18 protein-coding genes are annotated in these 19,594 nt (G+C 57.0%); 13 read left to right on the top strand and 5 right to left on the bottom strand.

Going from position 1 to position 19,594, the window contains the following annotated elements:
• The first annotated feature begins 168 nt into the window (after nucleotides 1-168).
• The 6 genes from aspS (at nucleotide 169) to ruvB (ending at nucleotide 5,425) form a co-directional block, all read left to right on the top strand.
• On the top strand, nucleotides 169-1,941 hold the full coding sequence (gene aspS, locus N5C09_RS02640) for an aspartate--tRNA ligase (protein WP_279748386.1): 1,773 nt from the start codon (nucleotides 169-171) through the stop codon (nucleotides 1,939-1,941).
• A 1-nt stretch (nucleotide 1,942) separates the two neighbouring features.
• Nucleotides 1,943-2,386: a dihydroneopterin triphosphate diphosphatase gene (nudB, locus tag N5C09_RS02635; protein ID WP_063450111.1), complete on the top strand. Its 444-nt coding sequence runs from the start codon at nucleotides 1,943-1,945 to the stop codon at nucleotides 2,384-2,386.
• A 27-nt stretch (nucleotides 2,387-2,413) separates the two neighbouring features.
• Complete coding sequence (locus tag N5C09_RS02630) at nucleotides 2,414-3,154, top strand: YebC/PmpR family DNA-binding transcriptional regulator (protein ID WP_006176049.1); 741 nt, start codon at nucleotides 2,414-2,416, stop codon at nucleotides 3,152-3,154.
• 34 nt (nucleotides 3,155-3,188) lie between these two features.
• Complete coding sequence (gene ruvC / locus N5C09_RS02625; RefSeq protein ID WP_003859749.1) at nucleotides 3,189-3,710, top strand: crossover junction endodeoxyribonuclease RuvC; 522 nt, start codon at nucleotides 3,189-3,191, stop codon at nucleotides 3,708-3,710.
• 81 nt (nucleotides 3,711-3,791) lie between these two features.
• Nucleotides 3,792-4,406 (top strand): Holliday junction branch migration protein RuvA, encoded by a 615-nt coding sequence (gene ruvA, locus N5C09_RS02620; protein WP_023312236.1) that lies wholly within the window; start codon nucleotides 3,792-3,794, stop codon nucleotides 4,404-4,406.
• 8 nt (nucleotides 4,407-4,414) lie between these two features.
• The gene (ruvB, locus tag N5C09_RS02615; protein WP_003859753.1) at nucleotides 4,415-5,425 is read left to right on the top strand and encodes a Holliday junction branch migration DNA helicase RuvB; all 1,011 of its coding nucleotides are present in this window, start codon (nucleotides 4,415-4,417) and stop codon (nucleotides 5,423-5,425) included.
• A 65-nt stretch (nucleotides 5,426-5,490) separates the two neighbouring features.
• Here the strand turns inward: ruvB and znuB are convergent, their stop codons facing one another.
• Both znuB and znuC read right to left on the bottom strand, forming a co-directional pair.
• Nucleotides 5,491-6,276, bottom strand: coding sequence for a zinc ABC transporter permease subunit ZnuB (gene znuB, locus N5C09_RS02610; protein WP_063450110.1), 786 nt, complete (start codon nucleotides 6,274-6,276; stop codon nucleotides 5,491-5,493).
• Nucleotides 6,273-7,028, bottom strand: a complete 756-nt coding sequence (gene znuC, locus N5C09_RS02605) for a zinc ABC transporter ATP-binding protein ZnuC (protein ID WP_063450109.1) — start codon at nucleotides 7,026-7,028, stop codon at nucleotides 6,273-6,275. The genes znuB and znuC overlap by 4 nt, the downstream gene beginning before the upstream one ends.
• Before the next feature lie 77 nt (nucleotides 7,029-7,105).
• Here znuC and znuA point away from each other — a divergent pair, with 77 nt between their 5' ends.
• The 3 genes from znuA to lpxM all read left to right on the top strand — a co-directional run bounded on the left by znuA (nucleotide 7,106) and on the right by lpxM (nucleotide 10,476).
• The gene (znuA, locus tag N5C09_RS02600; protein WP_129741652.1) at nucleotides 7,106-8,050 is read left to right on the top strand and encodes a zinc ABC transporter substrate-binding protein ZnuA; all 945 of its coding nucleotides are present in this window, start codon (nucleotides 7,106-7,108) and stop codon (nucleotides 8,048-8,050) included.
• Between the two features lie 15 nt (nucleotides 8,051-8,065).
• Complete coding sequence (gene mepM / locus N5C09_RS02595; protein ID WP_006811031.1) at nucleotides 8,066-9,385, top strand: murein DD-endopeptidase MepM; 1,320 nt, start codon at nucleotides 8,066-8,068, stop codon at nucleotides 9,383-9,385.
• A 119-nt stretch (nucleotides 9,386-9,504) separates the two neighbouring features.
• Nucleotides 9,505-10,476: a lauroyl-Kdo(2)-lipid IV(A) myristoyltransferase gene (gene lpxM / locus N5C09_RS02590; protein WP_063868466.1), complete on the top strand. Its 972-nt coding sequence runs from the start codon at nucleotides 9,505-9,507 to the stop codon at nucleotides 10,474-10,476.
• A 35-nt stretch (nucleotides 10,477-10,511) separates the two neighbouring features.
• Here the strand turns inward: lpxM and pyk are convergent, their stop codons facing one another.
• Both pyk and N5C09_RS02580 read right to left on the bottom strand, forming a co-directional pair.
• Nucleotides 10,512-11,954 carry a pyruvate kinase gene (gene pyk / locus N5C09_RS02585; RefSeq protein WP_010432595.1) on the bottom strand — a complete coding sequence of 481 codons (1,443 nt, stop codon included), beginning with the start codon at nucleotides 11,952-11,954 and terminating at the stop codon, nucleotides 10,512-10,514.
• A gap of 114 nt (nucleotides 11,955-12,068) precedes the next feature.
• Nucleotides 12,069-12,938 (bottom strand): MurR/RpiR family transcriptional regulator, encoded by an 870-nt coding sequence (locus N5C09_RS02580; protein ID WP_063450107.1) that lies wholly within the window; start codon nucleotides 12,936-12,938, stop codon nucleotides 12,069-12,071.
• 356 nt (nucleotides 12,939-13,294) lie between these two features.
• Here N5C09_RS02580 and zwf point away from each other — a divergent pair, with 356 nt between their 5' ends.
• The 3 genes from zwf to kdgA all read left to right on the top strand — a co-directional run bounded on the left by zwf (nucleotide 13,295) and on the right by kdgA (nucleotide 17,493).
• Nucleotides 13,295-14,770: a glucose-6-phosphate dehydrogenase gene (gene zwf, locus N5C09_RS02575; RefSeq protein ID WP_022648481.1), complete on the top strand. Its 1,476-nt coding sequence runs from the start codon at nucleotides 13,295-13,297 to the stop codon at nucleotides 14,768-14,770.
• A gap of 230 nt (nucleotides 14,771-15,000) precedes the next feature.
• Nucleotides 15,001-16,812 (top strand): phosphogluconate dehydratase, encoded by a 1,812-nt coding sequence (edd, locus tag N5C09_RS02570; protein WP_279748385.1) that lies wholly within the window; start codon nucleotides 15,001-15,003, stop codon nucleotides 16,810-16,812.
• Between the two features lie 39 nt (nucleotides 16,813-16,851).
• A complete protein-coding gene (gene kdgA / locus N5C09_RS02565) occupies nucleotides 16,852-17,493 on the top strand; it encodes a bifunctional 4-hydroxy-2-oxoglutarate aldolase/2-dehydro-3-deoxy-phosphogluconate aldolase (protein WP_063450105.1) in 642 nt (213 codons plus the stop codon).
• A gap of 41 nt (nucleotides 17,494-17,534) precedes the next feature.
• Here the strand turns inward: kdgA and purT are convergent, their stop codons facing one another.
• Entirely contained in the window at nucleotides 17,535-18,713 is a 1,179-nt protein-coding gene (purT, locus tag N5C09_RS02560) for a formate-dependent phosphoribosylglycinamide formyltransferase (RefSeq protein WP_279748384.1), read from the bottom strand.
• A gap of 170 nt (nucleotides 18,714-18,883) precedes the next feature.
• On the opposite strand from purT, the gene N5C09_RS02555 reads away from it, so the two are divergent.
• Entirely contained in the window at nucleotides 18,884-19,534 is a 651-nt protein-coding gene (locus N5C09_RS02555) for a tellurite resistance TerB family protein (RefSeq protein ID WP_063450103.1), read from the top strand.
• The last annotated feature ends 60 nt before the right edge of the window (nucleotides 19,535-19,594 follow it).

The raw sequence follows: 19,594 nt of genomic DNA, 5'->3' as shown, positions 1-19,594 counted from the left end.
ATAAGAGCACAGCAAACGCGCGTCAGGCCGTGCTTCGCTCTTATCGTCCGGCAGAATTTCCAGTATAATAGCCGCCTTTTTTCATCCAGTTGTGACATACAGAAAGCTGCGACATCGTAGCCTGCAAGACAGGCAACAATCAGCCTGCGGCTAATTAAGGGATATCTCATGCGTACAGAATATTGCGGGCAGCTGCGTCAGTCCCACGTCGGGCAGCAGGTTACCCTGTGTGGTTGGGTCAATCGTCGTCGCGATCTTGGTAGCCTTATCTTTATTGATATGCGTGACCGCGAAGGTATCGTTCAGGTGTTCTTCGATCCGGATCGCGCTGATGCGTTGAAGCTGGCTTCTGAGCTGCGTAATGAGTTCTGCATTCAGGTGACGGGCACCGTGCGTGCGCGTGACGAAAAAAACATCAACGCCGAGATGGCGACCGGCGCTATCGAAGTGCTGGCGTCCGATCTGGTGATTATCAACCGCGCGGAAGCGCTGCCGCTGGACTCCAACCACGTCAACACCGAAGAAGCGCGTCTGAAATACCGCTACCTGGATCTGCGTCGTCCGGAGATGGCTCAGCGCCTGAAAACCCGTGCGAAAATCACCAGCCTGGTGCGTCGCTTTATGGACGATCACGGTTTCCTCGATATTGAAACCCCGATGCTGACCAAAGCCACGCCGGAAGGCGCGCGCGATTACCTGGTGCCATCCCGCGTCCATAAAGGCAAATTCTATGCGCTGCCGCAGTCTCCGCAGCTGTTCAAACAGCTGCTGATGATGTCCGGCTTCGACCGCTACTACCAGATTGTAAAATGCTTCCGCGACGAAGACCTGCGCGCTGACCGTCAGCCAGAATTTACCCAGATCGATGTGGAAACCTCCTTCATGACCGCCGAGCAGGTGCGTGAAGTGATGGAAGCGCTGGTGCGTAGCCTGTGGAACGACATCAAGGGCGTTGAGCTGGGCGATTTCCCGATCATGACCTTCGCGGAAGCCGAGCGTCGCTACGGTTCCGACAAACCAGACCTGCGTAACCCGATGGAGCTGGTGGACGTGGCTGACCTGGTTAAAGACGTGGAGTTCGCGGTCTTTGCTGGCCCGGCTAACGATCCGAAAGGCCGCGTGGCTGCCCTGCGCGTACCGGGCGGCGCGTCCTTAAGCCGTAAGCAGATTGACGACTACGGCAACTTCATCAAGATCTACGGCGCGAAAGGTCTGGCCTATATTAAAGTGACCGAGCGCGCGAAAGGTCTGGAAGGCATCACCAGCCCGGTGGCGAAATTCCTGAACGCGGACATCGTGGAAGCGATCCTTGAGCGCACCGGTGCCCAGGACGGCGACATGATCTTCTTCGGCGCAGACAACAAGAAAGTTGTTGCTGACGCAATGGGCGCGCTGCGTCTGAAGCTCGGTAAAGACCTGAACCTGACCGACGAAAGCAAATGGGCGCCGCTGTGGGTTATCGACTTCCCGATGTTTGAAGACGACGGTGAAGGCGGCCTGACCGCGATGCACCACCCGTTCACCTCGCCAAAAGACATGACGGCGGCGGAGCTGAAGGCAGCACCGGAAGATGCGGTAGCGAATGCCTACGATATGGTTATCAACGGCTATGAAGTGGGCGGCGGCTCCGTGCGTATTCACAGCGGTGAAATGCAGCAGACCGTGTTCGGCATTCTGGGCATTAACGAGCAGGAGCAGCGCGAGAAGTTTGGCTTCCTGCTGGACGCCCTGAAGTACGGTACGCCTCCGCACGCGGGTCTGGCCTTCGGTCTTGACCGTCTGACCATGCTGCTGACCGGCACCGACAACATCCGTGATGTTATCGCCTTCCCGAAAACCACCGCAGCGGCGTGTCTGATGACCGAAGCGCCAAGCTTTGCCAACCCGGCCGCGCTGGCCGAGCTGGGCATTGAGGTGGTGAAGAAGGAAGAGAAAAACTGATATGGCATACAAGCTTCCCGTTTCTGTCTTAGTTGTCATTTATGCCCTGGACACGAAGCGGGTGCTGATGTTGCAGCGGCGCGACGATCCTGATTTCTGGCAGTCGGTTACCGGCAGCCTGGAAGAGGGGGAGACCGCGCCGCAGGCCGCCGCGCGTGAAGTAAAGGAAGAGGTCGCCATTGACGTTGCTCGCGAGCAACTGACCCTGAAGGACTGTCAGCGCACGGTGGAGTTTGAAATTTTTAGCCATTTACGTCATCGCTATGCGCCGGGCATTGAGCGCAATACGGAATCGTGGTTCTGCCTTGCGCTTCCCCATGAGCGGGAGATCGTGTTCACTGAACATCTGACCTACCGCTGGGTCGATGCGGCGGATGCCGCCGCACTGACCAAGTCATGGAGCAACCGGCAGGCGATTGAAGAATTTGTAATTAACGCTGCCTGAGAAGGCGCGATTTTTGGAGAACTTTTTATGGCAGGTCATAGTAAGTGGGCCAACACCAAACACCGTAAAGCGGCACAGGATGCCAAGCGCGGTAAAATCTTTACCAAAATCATTCGTGAGCTGGTAACAGCGGCGCGTCTGGGCGGCGGCGATCCGGCCTCTAACCCGCGCCTGCGTGCGGCGGTGGATAAAGCCCTGTCCAACAACATGACGCGTGACACCCTGAACCGCGCCATCGCACGTGGCGTGGGCGGTGACGAAGACGCGAACATGGAAACCATCATTTATGAAGGTTACGGCCCTGGCGGTACGGCGGTAATGGTTGAATGTCTGTCTGACAACCGTAACCGTACCGTTGCGGAAGTGCGCCACGCGTTCACCAAAACCGGCGGTAACCTGGGCACTGACGGCTCCGTAGCTTACCTGTTCAGCAAAAAAGGCGTCATCTCCTTCGAGAAAGGCGACGAAGACGTCATCATGGAAGCGGCGCTGGAAGCAGGCGCGGAAGACGTGGTGACCTACGACGACGGTGCGATTGACGTTTACACCGCGTGGGAAGAGATGGGTGCCGTGCGCGATGCGCTGGAAGCGGCTGGCCTGAAGGCGGATAACGCTGAAGTGTCCATGATCCCGTCCACCAAAGCGGATATGGATGCGGAAACCGCGCCTAAGCTGCTGCGTCTGATCGACATGCTTGAAGACTGCGACGACGTACAGGAAGTGTATCACAACGGTGAAATCTCTGATGAGGTGGCTGCGACGCTGTAATGCGCCAGCCTGAACCGTTTACGGGAGACGCGTGATGTCGATTATCCTTGGGATTGACCCCGGCTCGCGCGTCACCGGCTATGGCGTTATCCGTCAGGTGGGACGCCAGCTAACCTACCTCGGCAGCGGCTGTATTCGCACTAAAGTGGACGATCTGCCGTCGCGCCTGAAGCTCATTTATGCGGGCGTGTCGGAGATCATCACCCAGTTCCAGCCGGACTATTTCGCCATTGAGCAGGTCTTTATGGCGAAGAACGCGGATTCGGCGTTAAAGCTCGGTCAGGCGCGCGGCGTGGCGATTGTTGCCGCTGTGAACCAGGACCTGCCGGTATTTGAGTACGCGGCCCGTCAGGTCAAACAGACGGTAGTCGGCATCGGTAGCGCGGAGAAAAGCCAGGTGCAGCATATGGTGCGCACCCTGCTGAAGCTTCCCGCGAACCCGCAGGCCGACGCCGCGGATGCGCTGGCGATTGCGATTACCCACTGCCACGTCAGCCAGAACGCGATGCAAATGAGCGAGTCGCGGCTCAATCTGGCGCGAGGCAGGTTACGATAATAAGAAATCAGGCTGGATGTTTATCCAGCCTTTTTTTATTATGTCGCCAGTTAACACTTTTCCAGAACGCAGGAGCGTCACGTGATAGGCAGACTCAGAGGCATCATCATTGAAAAACAACCCCCGTTAGTGCTGCTGGAAGTGGGTGGCGTGGGCTATGAAGTCCATATGCCGATGACCTGCTTCTACGAGCTGCCCGACGCGGGCAAAGAGGCGATTGTTTTTACCCAGTTTGTCGTGCGTGAAGACGCTCAGCTGCTGTACGGCTTCAATAACAAACAGGAACGCACCCTGTTCCGCGAATTAATCAAAACCAACGGCGTCGGGCCGAAGCTGGCGCTGGCGATTTTGTCCGGTATGTCAGCCCCGCAGTTTGTGAACGCCGTTGAGCGCGAAGATCCGGCTGCGTTGATTAAACTTCCGGGCATCGGCAAGAAAACCGCCGAGCGTCTTATCGTCGAGATGAAAGACCGCTTTAAAGGCCTGCATGGCGATCTGTTCACCCCGGCCGCCGATCTGGTGCTGACGTCACCGGGCGGGCCAGCGACGGATGACGATGCCGAGCAGGAAGCGGTTGCCGCGCTGGTAGCGCTGGGATATAAACCTCAGGAGGCCAGCCGGATGGTGAGTAAAATTGCTAAACCGGACGCCAGCAGTGAAACCCTGATTCGTGAAGCGCTGCGCGCTGCATTGTGAGGTAAAGGATGATTGAAGCAGACCGCCTGGTATCGGCAGGCACCATTCAGCCCGATGACGTGGTGGATCGCGCGATCCGTCCAAAACTGCTGGATGAGTACATCGGCCAGCCGCAGGTTCGTTCCCAGATGGAGATTTTCATCCAGGCGGCAAAGCTGCGCGGCGATGCGCTCGATCACCTGCTGATTTTTGGTCCGCCGGGCTTAGGTAAAACCACCCTGGCAAACATCGTCGCCAACGAGATGGGCGTAAATTTGCGTACCACTTCCGGTCCGGTGCTGGAAAAAGCGGGCGATCTGGCGGCGATGCTGACTAACCTCGAACCGCACGACGTGCTGTTTATCGATGAAATCCACCGCCTGTCGCCGGTGGTGGAGGAAGTGCTCTATCCGGCAATGGAAGATTACCAGCTGGATATCATGATTGGTGAAGGGCCGGCGGCGCGCTCCATTAAAATCGATCTGCCGCCGTTTACCCTGATTGGCGCCACGACGCGCGCCGGGTCGTTGACCTCTCCGCTGCGCGACCGCTTTGGCATTGTCCAGCGTCTGGAGTTTTATCAGGTGCCCGATCTCCAGCACATTGTGGGCCGCAGCGCGCGCTACATGGGGCTGGATATGAGCGAAGAGGGGGCGTTTGAAGTGGCGAAGCGTTCCCGCGGTACGCCGCGTATTGCCAACCGCCTGCTGCGTCGCGTGCGTGACTTCGCTGAAGTGAAGCACGACGGCACCATATCGGCAGAGATTGCCGCCCAGGCGCTGGACATGCTGAACGTGGATGCCGAAGGCTTTGACTATATGGACCGCAAGCTGCTGCTGGCGGTACTGGATAAGTTCTTTGGCGGGCCGGTAGGGCTGGATAACCTGGCGGCGGCCATTGGCGAAGAGCGTGAAACCATTGAGGACGTGCTGGAGCCGTATCTGATCCAGCAGGGCTTCTTACAGCGTACCCCGCGCGGTCGTATGGCGACGGTGCGAGCGTGGAATCATTTCGGGATAACGCCGCCGGCGATGCCTTAAATCATGCCGGGTGGCGGAACGTTTTTGTAGCCCCGGTAAGCGAAGCGCTACCGGGGACATGCTGACTACTGCGCGGTCTTTTTCATCATACTGAAAACAAACAATACCGCCGCGCTCAATACCACCGACGGTCCTGCCGGCGTGTCATAAAACGCCGAGAAGGTTAACCCGCCCGTGACGGCGATCATCCCGATAACCACCGCGATACCGGCCATTTGCTCTGGAGTACGTGCAAAACGGCGCGCCGTGGCGGCAGGGATAATCAGCAGCGACGTGATAATCAGTGCCCCGACAAACTTCATCGCCACGCCAATGGTTAATGCCGTGACCAGCATCAGCAGCAGCTTCACGCGCTGAAGCTTCACGCCGTCGACAAAGGCCAGATCCGGACTGACGGTCATCGCCAGCAAATTTCGCCACTGCCACAGCAATATGCCCAGCACCACCACTACGCCAATGGCAATGGAAACCAGATCCTCTGGCGTAACGGCAAGCAGATCGCCAAACAGATAGGCCATCAGGTCAACGCGGATGTTTGACATCAGGCTCACCACCACCAGGCCCAGCGACAGGGCGCTGTGCGCCATAATGCCGAGCAGGGTATCAATTGCGAGGTGAGGGCGTTTTTCCAGCCAGACCAGACCGGCGGCCAGCAGCAGCGTGACGACTATCACCGCATAGAACGGGTTCACGTCCAGCAGCAAACCAAACGCGACGCCCAGCAGGGAAGCATGGGCCAGCGTATCGCCGAAATAGGACATTCTGCGCCACACGACAAACGAGCCGAGTGGACCCGCGGCGCAGGCAAGCATAATCCCGGCCAGCCAGCCGGGCAGTAACAGTTCAATCATGAGTGTCCATTTCCCCGACGCAGGACAATTCGTCCCTGTAAATCATGGCGGTGATTGTGATTATGGCGATAAATGCCCAGCTGTTCGGCGCCACGATGGCCAAACATGGAGATAAATTCAGGATGCATTGACACCACTTCCGGCGTACCGGAACAGCAGATGTGGTGGTTCAGGCACAGCACTTCGTCGGTTTTCGCCATCACCAGATGCAGGTCATGGGAAACCATCAGCACCGCACAGTTCAGTTCACGGCGAAGCTGGTCGATAAGGTCGTACAGCGCAACCTGACCGTTAACGTCAACGCCCTGCGTCGGCTCGTCCAGCACCAGCAGCTGAGGGCTGCTGAGCAGGGCGCGGGCAAGCAATACGCGCTGGGTTTCCCCGCCCGAAAGCTTTTGCAGAGGGGCATCAACGAGGTGGCCCGCCTGAACGCGCTTCAGGGCCGGGAGGATATCCGCTTTTCGCGTACCGGGGCGCAGGCGCAGGAAGCGGCTCACCGTCAGGGGCAGTGTGGCGTCGAGATGCAGTTTTTGCGGCACATAGCCGATACGCAGCTTGTCTTCGCGGGCGATCAGCCCTTCATCAGGCGTGACCAGGCCTAGCACGACGCGCACCAGCGTAGATTTACCCGCCCCGTTAGGGCCGAGCAGCGTCAGTATTTTGCCGGGCTTCAGAACCAGCGACACGTCAGAAAGGACGCGGCGCTGGCCGAATGAGACCGACACATTTTCAAGAGAAACTAAAGTCGTCATGTCAATTTAAGCTTGCAGAAGTTATCGAATGTTATAATATCACATTCCACACATTCATTACGATGATTAGTCGCATTATGTTACAGAAAAATACGCTTCTTTTCGCTGCTTTATCCGCTGCACTTTGGGGTACAACCGCACAAGATGTTAACGCTGCCGTTGTCGCTTCGCTTAAACCGCTAGGCTTTATCGCCGCTGCCATCGCCGATGGGGTCACGGAGACCCAGGTTCTGCTGCCTGACGGCGCCTCCGAACATGATTATTCTTTACGCCCGTCCGACGTAAAACGCTTACAGAACGCGGACTTAGTTGTCTGGATCGGTCCTGAGATGGAAGCCTTCATGCAGAAAACGGCGAAACAGGTTCCCGCCGCGAAACAGGTGGCGATTGGTGAGCTGTCCGGCGTGAAACCGTTGCTGATGAAAGGATCTGAGGATGACGGTGACGAACACGACCACGGTCATGCTCACGACGAAAAAGGTGACGACCATCACCATCACGGCGAGTACAACATGCATCTCTGGCTTTCCCCAGAGATAGCGCGGCTTTCAGCGGTTGCAATCCACGACAAATTAGTGGAACTTATGCCGCAAAGTCGAGTCCAACTCGACGCCAACCTGAAGGATTTTGAGGCTCAGTTAGCCGCAACCGATAAACAGGTAGGTAACGAGCTCGCACCGCTTAAAGGAAAAGGGTACTTCGTTTTTCATGATGCTTACGGCTATTACGAAAAACATTACGGTCTGACCCCGCTGGGGCATTTTACCGTCAACCCTGAAATTCAGCCTGGTGCGCAGCGTTTACATGAAATCAGAACACAGTTGGTTGAGCAAAAAGCGACATGCGTTTTTGCTGAGCCACAGTTCAGGCCAGCGGTCGTAGAAGCCGTGGCCAGGGGAACATCCGTGCGCATGGGAACCCTTGACCCGCTAGGTACGAACATCCAGTTGAGCAAAGCGAGCTATTCGCAGTTCCTCAGCCAACTGGCGAATCAGTATGCGAGCTGCCTGAAAGGAGATTAACGAGGAAGTGAATACGTGCAACAGATAGCCCGCTCTGTCGCCCTGGCATTTAACAATCTGCCTCGACCCCACCGCGTTATGCTGGGGTCGCTTACAGTTCTCACCTTAGCGGTCGCCGTCTGGCGGCCCTATGTTTACCACCCGAGTTCTGCCCCTATTATCAAAACCATCGAACTGGAGAAGAGCGAAATCCGCTCTCTGCTGCCCGAGGCCAGCGAGCCTATCGATCAGGCCGCTCAGGAAGATGAAGCGATTCCCCAGGACGAGCTGGATGACAAAATCCAGAATGAAGCTGGCATTCATGAATATGTGGTCTCGACGGGCGACACGCTGAGCAGCGTGCTTAACCAGTACGGTATCGATATGGGCAACATCAGCCAGCTTGCCGCCTCCGATAAAGAACTACGTAACCTGAAAATTGGTCAGCAGCTTTCCTGGACCTTAACCCCCGATGGCGATCTGCAACGTTTGACCTGGGAAATGTCCCGCCGCGAAACCCGCACCTACGATCGCACGGCAAACGGTTTCAAAATGACCAGTGAAATGCAGCAGGGCGACTGGGTGAATAGCGTCATGAAAGGGACCGTTGGCGGCAGCTTTGTTTCCAGTGCACGCGATGCCGGCCTGACCAGCGCTGAAATCAGCTCGGTGATCAAAGCCATGCAGTGGCAGATGGATTTCCGCAAACTGAAAAAAGGCGATCAGTTCTCTGTCCTGATGTCCCGCGAAATGCTGGACGGCAAGCGCGAGCAGAGCCAGCTGGTAGGCGTGCGTCTGCGTTCAGATGGCAAAGACTACTACGCCATTCGCGCGGAAGACGGTAAGTTCTATGACCGCAGCGGTACGGGCCTGGCAAAAGGCTTCCTGCGTTTCCCTACGGCTAAACAGTTCCGCGTCTCCTCCAACTTCAACCCGCGTCGTCTGAACCCGGTAACGGGCCGCGTAGCGCCGCACCGTGGCGTTGACTTCGCCATGCCGCAGGGTACGCCAGTGCTGGCGGTAGGGGATGGTGAAGTGGTGATGGCGAAACGCAGCGGCGCTGCTGGCTATTACGTGGCTATCCGTCACGGTCGTACGTACACCACCCGCTACATGCACCTGCGTAAACTGCTGGTCAAACCGGGCCAGAAAGTGAAACGTGGCGACCGCATCGCGCTGTCCGGGAACACAGGCCGTTCGACGGGCCCGCACCTGCACTACGAAGTGTGGATCAACCAGCAGGCGGTTAACCCGCTGACGGCGAAACTGCCTCGCACCGAAGGGCTGACCGGGAAAGATCGCAAAGATTACCTGGCGCAGGTGAAAGAGGTGATGCCACAGCTGCGCTTCGACTAAGCTAACACCCTCAAAAATAAGCCGGCGTCAGTGTGCGCCGGCTTTTTCTTTTGTACGCGGACGGCTGCCTCGCTACACTATCTGAATATATTTTTGCGTCACCAGACCCTGGAACCCGCATGGAAACCAAAAAAAACAATATTGAGTACATTCCCGAGTTTGAAAAATCTTTTCGCCACCCGCGTAACTGGGGCGCCTGGCTTGGCGTATACGCGTTTGCTGGCATGGCGTTGCTACCTGCTTCCCTCCGCGATCCGGTGCTCGGCAAGGTCGGGCGACTGGCAGGCCGCTTAGGAAAAAGCGCGCGCCGTCGAGCGCAAATCAATCTTCTGTACTGCTTCCCGGATAAAACCGACGCCGAACGCGAAGCAATTATTGATGACATGTATACCACCGCGCCACAGGCGATGGCGATGATGGCGGAACTGGCGCTGAAAGGGCCGGAGAAGATTGTTGACCGCGTTGACTGGAAAGGGCTGGAGATCATCGACGAGATGCGTCGCAATGATGAAAAGGTGATTTTCCTGGTGCCGCACGGCTGGGGAGTCGACATTCCGGCGATGCTGATGGCCTCGCAGGGCCAGAAAATGGCGGCGATGTTCCATAACCAGGGAAACAAAATCTACGATTTCGTCTGGAATACCGTACGCCGTCGCTTTGGCGGACGTTTGCACGCGCGTAACGATGGCATCAAGCCCTTCATTCAGTCCGTGCGTCAGGGCTACTGGGGCTACTACTTGCCCGATCAGGACCACGGCCCTGAGCACAGCGAGTTTGTTGATTTCTTCGCGACCTATAAAGCGACGCTACCCGCGATTGGACGCCTGATGAAAGTCTGTCGCGCCCGCGTGATCCCGCTGTTCCCGGTGTATGACGGGAAAACGCATCGCCTGAGCATTGAGGTACGTCCGCCGATGGACGATCTGCTGACCGCAGACGATCGCACCATCGCGCGCCGTATGAATGAAGAGGTGGAAGTGCTGGTGGGGCCGCATAAGGAGCAATATACGTGGATCCTTAAGCTGCTCAAAACGCGTAAGCCTGGCGAAACGGAGCCGTACAAGCGTAAAGAGCTGTTCCCTAAGAAATAGGAAACCCTCTCCCTTAGGGGAGAGGGGATCGGGTCTTACTCTACGGTCAGTACGCGGGTGGTGTTGGTTGAGCCGATGGTGCTCATCACGTCACCCTGCGTCACGATAACGATATCGCCGGACACCAGATAACCTTTGTCGCGCAGCAGATTTACCGCGTCGTGCGCAGCGGCCACGCCGTCGTTAGTGCTGTCGAAGTGCACCGGCGTCACGCCGCGATACAGCGCCGTCAGGTTCAGCGTACGCTCGTGACGGGACATGGCGAAGATCGGCAGCCCGGAACTGATGCGGGACGTCATCAGCGCGGTACGGCCAGATTCGGTCATGGTGATGATTGCCGTGACCCCTTTCAGGTGGTTTGCGGCATACATCGCGGACATCGCAATCGCTTCTTCCACATTGTCGAACTGGATATCCAGGCGGTGCTTGGAGACGTTAATGCTTGGGATCTTCTCTGCGCCCAGGCAGACGCGCGCCATGGCGGCCACGGTTTCCGCCGGATACTGACCGGCAGCGGTTTCGGCTGACAGCATCACCGCATCGGTACCGTCCAGCACGGCGTTGGCCACGTCCATCACTTCCGCACGGGTCGGCATTGGGTTGGTGATCATGGATTCCATCATCTGGGTGGCGGTGATCACCGCACGGTTCAGCTGGCGCGCGCGACGGATCAGCGCTTTCTGGATGCCGACCAGCTCAGGATCGCCGATTTCTACACCCAGGTCACCACGGGCAACCATCACGACGTCAGACGCCAGGATCACGTCATCCATCGCGTCCTGATCGCAGACTGCTTCCGCGCGTTCAACTTTCGCAACGATTTTCGCATCGCAGCCCGCGTCGCGCGCCAGACGGCGAGCATAGTTCAGATCTTCGCCGCAGCGCGGGAAGGAGACGGCCAGATAATCTACGCCGATCTGTGCTGCGGTCACGATATCCGCTTTGTCTTTATCGGTCAGCGCTTCGGCAGACAGGCCACCGCCGAGCTTGTTGATGCCTTTGTTGTTGGAGAGCGGGCCGCCGACGGTCACTTCCGTGAACACCTTCATACCCTGAACTTCCAGCACTTTCAGCTGTACGCGACCGTCGTCCAGCAGCAGGATGTCGCCAGGCACAACGTCAGCAGGCAGACCTTTGTAGTCGATACCCACTTTCTCTTTATCGCCTTCACCTTTGCTCAGGTTGGCATCCAGCAGGAATTTGTCGCCGATGTTGAGGAAGACTTTGCCTTCTTTGAAGGTCGATACGCGAATTTTGGGACCCTGAAGATCGCCGAGGATAGCAACATGGCGGCCCAGTTTAGCTGCGATTTCACGCACTTTATCGGCACGTAATTTATGATCTTCTGGCGTACCGTGAGAGAAGTTCATACGCACCACGTTGGCACCCGCGGCGATAATCTTCTCGAGGTTATTATCGCGGTCAGTGGCCGGGCCTAAGGTGGTAACGATCTTGGTTCTGCGAAGCCTTCTGGACATGTAATACTCCGTTGACTGAAACAACTTTGGTGTTGCGTGAACATTGAATCGGACTTCATCTATTGCAAGGCAGTAGCGAGGGGACCGAATGCCGTAAATCGTACTTCGTCGTTATTAGGGAACATCGCTCTTTATAAGCAATTCTTTATCAAAACGCGATTCTTTCAGGGCTTCCTTGACCCGCTTCAAGTTATCCCGGAATTTTGCGCCCCGGCGTAAGGTAAAACCGGTCGCCAGCACGTCAATGACCGTCAACTGCGCCAGGCGGGAGACCATCGGCATGTAGACGTCGGTGTCCTCCGGTACGTCCAGGGTAATGGCGAGCGTCGCTTCCCGGGCCAGCGGCGTACCCGCCGTCGTCAGGGCGATGACCATCGCATCGTTGTCACGCGCGAGCTGCGCCAGCTCGACCTGGCTCTTGGTGCGGCCCGTGTGGGAGATGAGGACCACGACATCATCTTCGCTACAATTCATACAGCTCATGCGTTGCAGCACAATGTCATCGGAATAAATCACCGGCACGTTGAAGCGAAAGAATTTATTCATGGCGTCATGCGCCACGGCAGCCGACGAGCCAAGGCCAAAGAAGGCAATCCGTTTGGCCTGAGTGAGCAAATCAACCGCGCGGTTCACCGAACTCATATCCAGAGACTGGCGCACGTGGTCGAGCGTCGCCATTGCCGATTCAAATATTTTCGCAGTGTAAGCATCAACGCTGTCGTCTTCATCCACATTGCGATTAACATACGGGGTGCCGTTTGCCAGACTTTGGGCCAGATGCAGTTTAAAATCAGGAAAGCCGCGCGTGTCCAGACTACGACAGAATCGATTAACCGTCGGTTCGCTGACGCCCGATTCCTGTGCCAGAGCGGCGATGCTTGAATGAATCGCCTGAGCGGGGGCGGCGAGAATAACTTCAGCCACTTTGCGCTCGGATTTGCTAAGGTGTTCCAGTTGAAACTGGATTTTTTCCAGCATGTTCATTGTTAACAAGACGCTCATGAGGGCATAAACGATTTCATACAGAGATGAAACCCTGATTCGATTTAGCCGATATTACCCCCGGGACTTCCGAAAGGGTAACCGTCGACAAGAAATGTTGTTGTTTTTTTTCATTACTTGATCGACGTCGGGTTTTGCCCTGACTCCGTTGCGCAAAGAATCGACGTTTGTTGCGTCATTTGACGGGCTGAAAGGTCTGGACGATGAAAAATCGCCGTATCGCACGTGACGTTAAGCGCTAATGGTTTCAGGAAATGCGTAAAAGCAGTACAGTGCATTGTAATAAAATTACAACGATACCTGGCAGAGTACCAGGCGATCTAACTGAGGAGAATGACATGGCGGTAACGCAAACAGCCCAGGCATGTGACCTGGTCATTTTCGGCGCGAAAGGCGATCTTGCACGCCGAAAATTGCTGCCTTCCCTGTATCAGCTGGAAAAAGCGGGCCAGATCCATCCCGACACCCGAATCCTTGGGGTAGGGCGCGCCGACTGGGATAAAGAAGCTTATACCAAAGTCGTGCGCGAGGCGCTCGAAACCTTCATGAAAGAAAAAATCGATGAAAGCCTGTGGGATAAGCTGAGCGGGCGCCTCGATTTTTGTAACCTGGACGTCAATGATGTCAGCGCCTTTACCCGTCTGGGTGAAATGCTGGACCAGGAAAATCGTGTCACCATTAACTATTTCGCCATGCCACCAAGCACCTTCGGCGCCATCTGCAAAGGTCTGGGCGAAGCGAAACTGAATGCCAAACCGGCGCGCGTGGTGATGGAAAAGCCTCTGGGCACGTCGCTGGCAACCTCTCGTGAAATCAACGACCAGGTGGGCGAGTTCTTTGAGGAGTGCCAGGTTTACCGTATTGACCACTACCTGGGCAAAGAGACGGTTCTGAACCTGCTGGCGCTGCGCTTTGCTAACTCCCTGTTTGTGAACAACTGGGACAACCGCACCATCGATCACGTGGAAATTACCGTGGCGGAAGAGGTGGGTATCGAAGGCCGCTGGGGTTACTTTGACCAGGCCGGCCAGATGCGCGACATGATCCAGAACCACCTGCTGCAAATTCTGTGCATGATTGCCATGTCTCCACCGTCGGATCTGACGGCCGACAGCATTCGTGACGCCAAAGTGAAAGTGCTGAAATCACTGCGCCGTATCGACCGCTCCAACGTGCGTGAGAAAACCGTTCGCGGTCAGTACACCGCAGGTTTTGCCCAGGGGAAAAAAGTCCCTGGCTATCTGGAAGAAGAGGGCGCGAACAAGTCCAGCAATACCGAGACGTTTGTGGCGATCCGCGTGGATATCGACGACTGGCGCTGGGCCGGCGTGCCGTTCTACCTGCGTACCGGTAAGCGACTGCCGGCAAAATGCTCCGAAGTGGTGGTCTACTTCAAAAACCCGGAACTGAACCTGTTCAAAGAATCCTGGCAGGAGCTGCCGCAGAACAAACTGACCATCCGTCTGCAACCGGACGAGGGTGTGGATATTCAGATCCTGAACAAAGTGCCGGGTCTTGATCACAAGCACAACCTGCAAACCACCAAGCTGGACCTGAGCTACTCTGAAACCTTCAACCAGACGCATCTGGCCGATGCTTACGAGCGTCTGCTGCTGGAAACCATGCGCGGTATTCAGGCCCTGTTCGTCCGTCGCGATGAAGTGGAAGAGGCGTGGAAATGGGTCGACTCCATTACCGAAGCGTGGGCTGCCGATCAGGATGCGCCAAAACCGTATCAGGCGGGAACATGGGGACCAGTTGCCTCCGTTGCGATGATCACCCGCGATGGCCGCTCCTGGAACGAGTTCGAGTAAAGCTCTCTAGCCCATAGGTGTTATTTTACCGGTAACATGATCTAACACAGCAAGTGGCATCATTTTTACTTTTTAAGCTCCGCGTGGATTCACCCGCGGAGCTTTTTTTATTACACTCCTCTTAGACATTTTGCCCCTGCGCTCCGGATAACAGGCGTTTCAGCGTTGTTAACAACCGTCAGAACCTGTGTAAACTCCCGAGCCCGGACAGATAAATTAGAGGAGCTTTTATGAATCCGACATTGTTACGCGTAACACAACGCATAATTGAGCGCTCGAAAGAGACCCGTTCTGCCTACCTCGCCCGCATCGAACAGGCGAAGAGCGAAACGGTCCACCGCTCGCAGCTGGCCTGCGGGAATCTGGCCCACGGCTTCGCCGCCTGTCAGCCTGGCGATAAAGACGCGCTGAAAAGCATGTTGCGTAACAACATCGCCATTATTACCTCATATAACGACATGCTCTCTGCCCACCAGCCGTACGAGGTTTACCCGAACATCATTCGCAACGCACTGCATAGCGTAAACGCGGTGGGCCAGGTTGCGGGCGGCGTGCCGGCCATGTGCGACGGCGTCACCCAGGGGCAGGACGGCATGGAGCTGTCGCTGCTGAGCCGCGAAGTGATCGCCATGTCTGCGGCGGTTGGCCTCTCGCATAATATGTTTGATGGCGCGCTCTATCTGGGCGTGTGCGACAAAATCGTCCCGGGGCTGGTGATGGCCGCGCTGTCGTTTGGCCATCTGCCAGCGATTTTTGTGCCGTCAGGTCCGATGGCAAGCGGTCTGCCGAATAAAGAAAAAGTACGTATTCGCCAGCTGTATGCCGAAGGAAAAGCGGATCGTAAGGCGCTGCTGGAAGCGGAAGCCGCGTCCTACCACGCGCCGGGCACCTGTACGTTCTACGGTACGGCCAACACCAACCAGATGGTGGTGGAGTTTATGGGAATGCAGCTGCCGGGCTCCTCGTTCATTCAGCCCGACGCGCCGCTGCGTAAGGCGCTGACCGAAGCCGCAGCCCGTCAGGTCACGCGCCTGACCGGTAACGGCAACGAATGGATGCCGATGGGCAAAATGGTGGATGAAAAGGTCATCGTCAACGGTATCGTTGCCCTGCTGGCAACCGGCGGTTCAACCAACCACACCATGCACCTGGTCGCAATGGCGCGCGCGGCGGGCATTCTGATCAACTGGGATGACTTCTCCGATATCTCCTCCGTGGTGCCGCTGATGGCGCGTCTGTACCCGAACGGTCCGGCGGACATCAACCACTTCCAGGCGGCGGGCGGCGTGCCGGTGCTGATGCGCGAGCTGCTGAAAGGCGGCCTGCTGCATGAGGATGTCAACACGGTGGCGGGCTTTGGCCTGCATCGCTATACCCTTGAGCCATGGCTGAACAACGGTGAGCTGGACTGGCGTGAAGGGGCGAGCGACTCGCTCGATTCGCAGGTTATTGCCACCTTCGAGAAACCGTTCTCTCCTCACGGCGGCACTAAAGTGCTGAGCGGTAACCTTGGGCGTGCGGTGATGAAAACCTCTGCCGTGCCGGAAGATAATCAGGTGATTGAAGCCCCGGCCGTGGTGTTCGAAAGCCAGCACGACGTTTTACCTGCCTTTGACGCGGGTCTGCTGGATAAAGACTGCGTGGTCGTTGTGCGTCATCAGGGACCAAAAGCGAACGGGATGCCAGAATTACATAAACTTATGCCGCCGCTTGGTGTATTATTGGACCGCCGTTTCAAAATTGCGCTGGTCACCGATGGACGCCTCTCCGGGGCATCCGGTAAAGTGCCTTCAGCTATCCACGTCACCCCGGAAGCCTACGACGGTGGCCTGCTGGCGAAAGTCCGTGATGGTGACATGATCCGCGTTAACGGTCAGACAGGTGAGTTAACCCTGCTGGTGGATGAAGCAGAGCTGGCGGCACGTCAGCCACATATTCCTGACCTGAGCGCGTCGCGCGTGGGTACCGGACGTGAAATGTTTGGTGCGTTGCGCGAGAAACTCTCCGGTGCGGAGCAGGGCGCAACCTGTATTACGTTTTAAGACGACTTGATTTTAACGATCTGGCGAGAGAAAACTCTGATGAAAAACTGGAAAACAAGTGCAGAAGCAATCCTGACCACTGGCCCTGTCGTGCCGGTTATTGTGGTAAATAAACTGGAGCACGCGGTCCCGATGGCGAAGGCGCTGGTTGCGGGTGGCGTTCGCGTTCTGGAAGTGACCCTGCGTACTGCCTGTGCGATGGATGCGATCCGCGCTATCGCCAAAGAAGTGCCGGACGCGATCGTTGGTGCAGGTACGGTTCTTAATGCGCAGCAGCTGGCGGAAGTGACCGAAGCGGGCGCACAGTTTGCCATCAGCCCGGGTCTGACCGAGCCGCTGCTGAAAGCCGCGACCGAAGGCACTATTCCTCTGATCCCGGGTATCAGCACCGTTTCTGAACTGATGCTGGGCATGGATTACGGCCTGAAAGAGTTTAAATTCTTCCCGGCTGAAGCGAACGGCGGCACCAAAGCGTTGCAGGCGATTGCGGGTCCATTCTCGCAGGTGCGTTTCTGCCCAACGGGCGGTATCTCTCCGGCCAACTACCGCGACTACCTGGCGCTGAAAAGCGTGCTGTGCATCGGCGGCTCCTGGCTGGTTCCTGCGGATGCGCTGGAAGCGGGCGACTGGGATCGCATCACTAAACTGGCTCGCGAAGCGGTAGAAGGCGCGAAACAGTAAGCGATTCGCAGTAAGAAAAACGGGCCACGTGGCCCGTTTTTTTATCCTGCAACGCTGACGTTCGCAGCCGCTCTTTTCGCTCTTGCAACGGCTTCCTCCACGTTATCTCCGGTCGCTAATGCCACGCCCAGACGACGGGTCCCGTCGATCTCCGGTTTGCCGAACAGTCGGACCTGCAAGCCTGCGCCAACCGCACCTTCGACGTTATCAAAGGTGACATTCTGGCTGGTTAGCTGCGGCAGGATCACCGCGGAGGCTGCCGGGCCGTACTGGCGAATGCCGCCAACCGGCAGGCCGAGGAAAGCGCGCACGTGCAGCGCAAACTCGGAGAGATCCTGTGAAATCAGCGTGACCATACCGGTATCGTGCGGGCGAGGGGAGACTTCGCTGAAGATCACCTCGTCGCCGCAAACAAACAGCTCCACCCCGAACAGGCCGTAGCCGCCCAGCGCCAGCACCGTCTTGCGGGCGATCTCCTGCGCGCGCGCCAGCGCCAGCGCGCTCATCTGCTGCGGCTGCCAGGATTCGCGATAATCGCCGTCTTCCTGACGATGACCAATCGGGTCGCAGAAATAAACGCCGTCCACGGCGCTGACGGTAAGCAGGGTAATTTCGAAATCAAACTTCACCACGCCTTCCACGATGACGCGCCCGGCACCGGCACGACCACCCTGCTGGGCATAGTTCCAGGCCTTGTCCAGCGTGCTGCTGTCGCGGATAAAGCTCTGCCCTTTGCCGGAGGAGCTCATTACCGGCTTAATGATGCACGGGTAGCCAATCTCTTCGACGGCATGGAGAAACGCAGCTTTATCCCCGGCAAAACGGTAGCTTGACGTCGGGAGCTGTAATTCTTCTGCGGCCAGGCGACGAATGCCTTCCCGGTTCATGGTCAGTTTTGCCGCTGTGGCGCAAGGCACTACGTGCTGGCCTTCCTGCTCAAGGGCAACCAACACCTCAGTGGCAATGGCCTCAATTTCAGGCACCACGAAATCCGGTTTTTCCTCGGCAATCAACGCCCGCAGGGCATTGCCGTCAAGCATATCGATGACGTGCGAGCGATGCGCGACGTGCATCGCTGGGGCGTTAGCGTAACGGTCCACCGCAATCACCTCTACGCCCAAACGCTGGCATTCAATGGCCACTTCTTTACCCAGTTCACCCGATCCCAACAGCATTACGCGCGTCGCGGCAGGGCGCAGCGCGGTTCCTAAACAAGTCATAAAATCCCCCTGAAAAAGTTGCGGGCAGTATAAACGAAAACGTTTGCGTCTGTCTTGTATGGGGATAGCCAGGGCAGGGGAGAAATTTGCGCTTCTTTAGCACTGACAGACATTTCCTGACACCTGCTCGCTTAGGCTGTGAAAGTACGCACCGTAACGTGAGGAAAAATATGTCAGGCTGGATGAATCAACTGCAATCCCTGTTGGGACAAAAAGGCTCGTCGTCCGGCGAGCAGGGTCTAAGTAAGCTGCTGGTGCCGGGAGCGCTCGGCGGGTTGGCCGGTTTGCTGGTTGCCAATAAATCATCGCGGAAGCTGCTGACGAAATATGGCACCGGCGCGCTGCTGGCGGGCGGAGGAGCCATTGCGGGCAGCGTTTTATGGAACAAATACAAGGACAAGGTGCGCAACGCGCATCAGGATGAACCGCAGTACGGGAAGCAGGCGACGTCGCTAGACGTACGCACCGAGCGTCTGATCCTCGCGCTGGTGTTCGCGGCCAAAAGCGACGGGCATATCGATGCCAGTGAACGCGCCGCGATCGAACAGCAAATGCGGGAAGCGGGCGTCGAGGAGCAGGGCAGGGCGCTGGTGGCGCAGGCCATTGAACAGCCGCTCGATCCGCAGCGCCTGGCGCAAAGCGTGAAAAACGAAGAAGAGGCTCTGGAACTCTATTTTCTGAGCTGTGCCGCTATTGATGTCGATCACTTTATGGAGCGCAGCTACCTGAACGCCCTCGGCGATGCGCTGAAGATCCCGCAGGACGTTCGTGAGGGGATCGAGCAGGATATTCAGCAGCAGAAACAGACCCTCGCGGGCTAGAAGGGCATGTTTCGCTTGCATCATACGCGCGTTTTGCCAACCTTATAGGATGTAAAACGA

It is taken from the genome of Enterobacter sp. GD03975, from assembly GCF_029838645.1.
GTDB lineage: Bacteria > Pseudomonadota > Gammaproteobacteria > Enterobacterales > Enterobacteriaceae > Enterobacter > Enterobacter quasihormaechei.
Note: the sequence above shows the minus strand (reverse complement) of the source record. Positions and strands in the feature narration are given on the sequence as shown.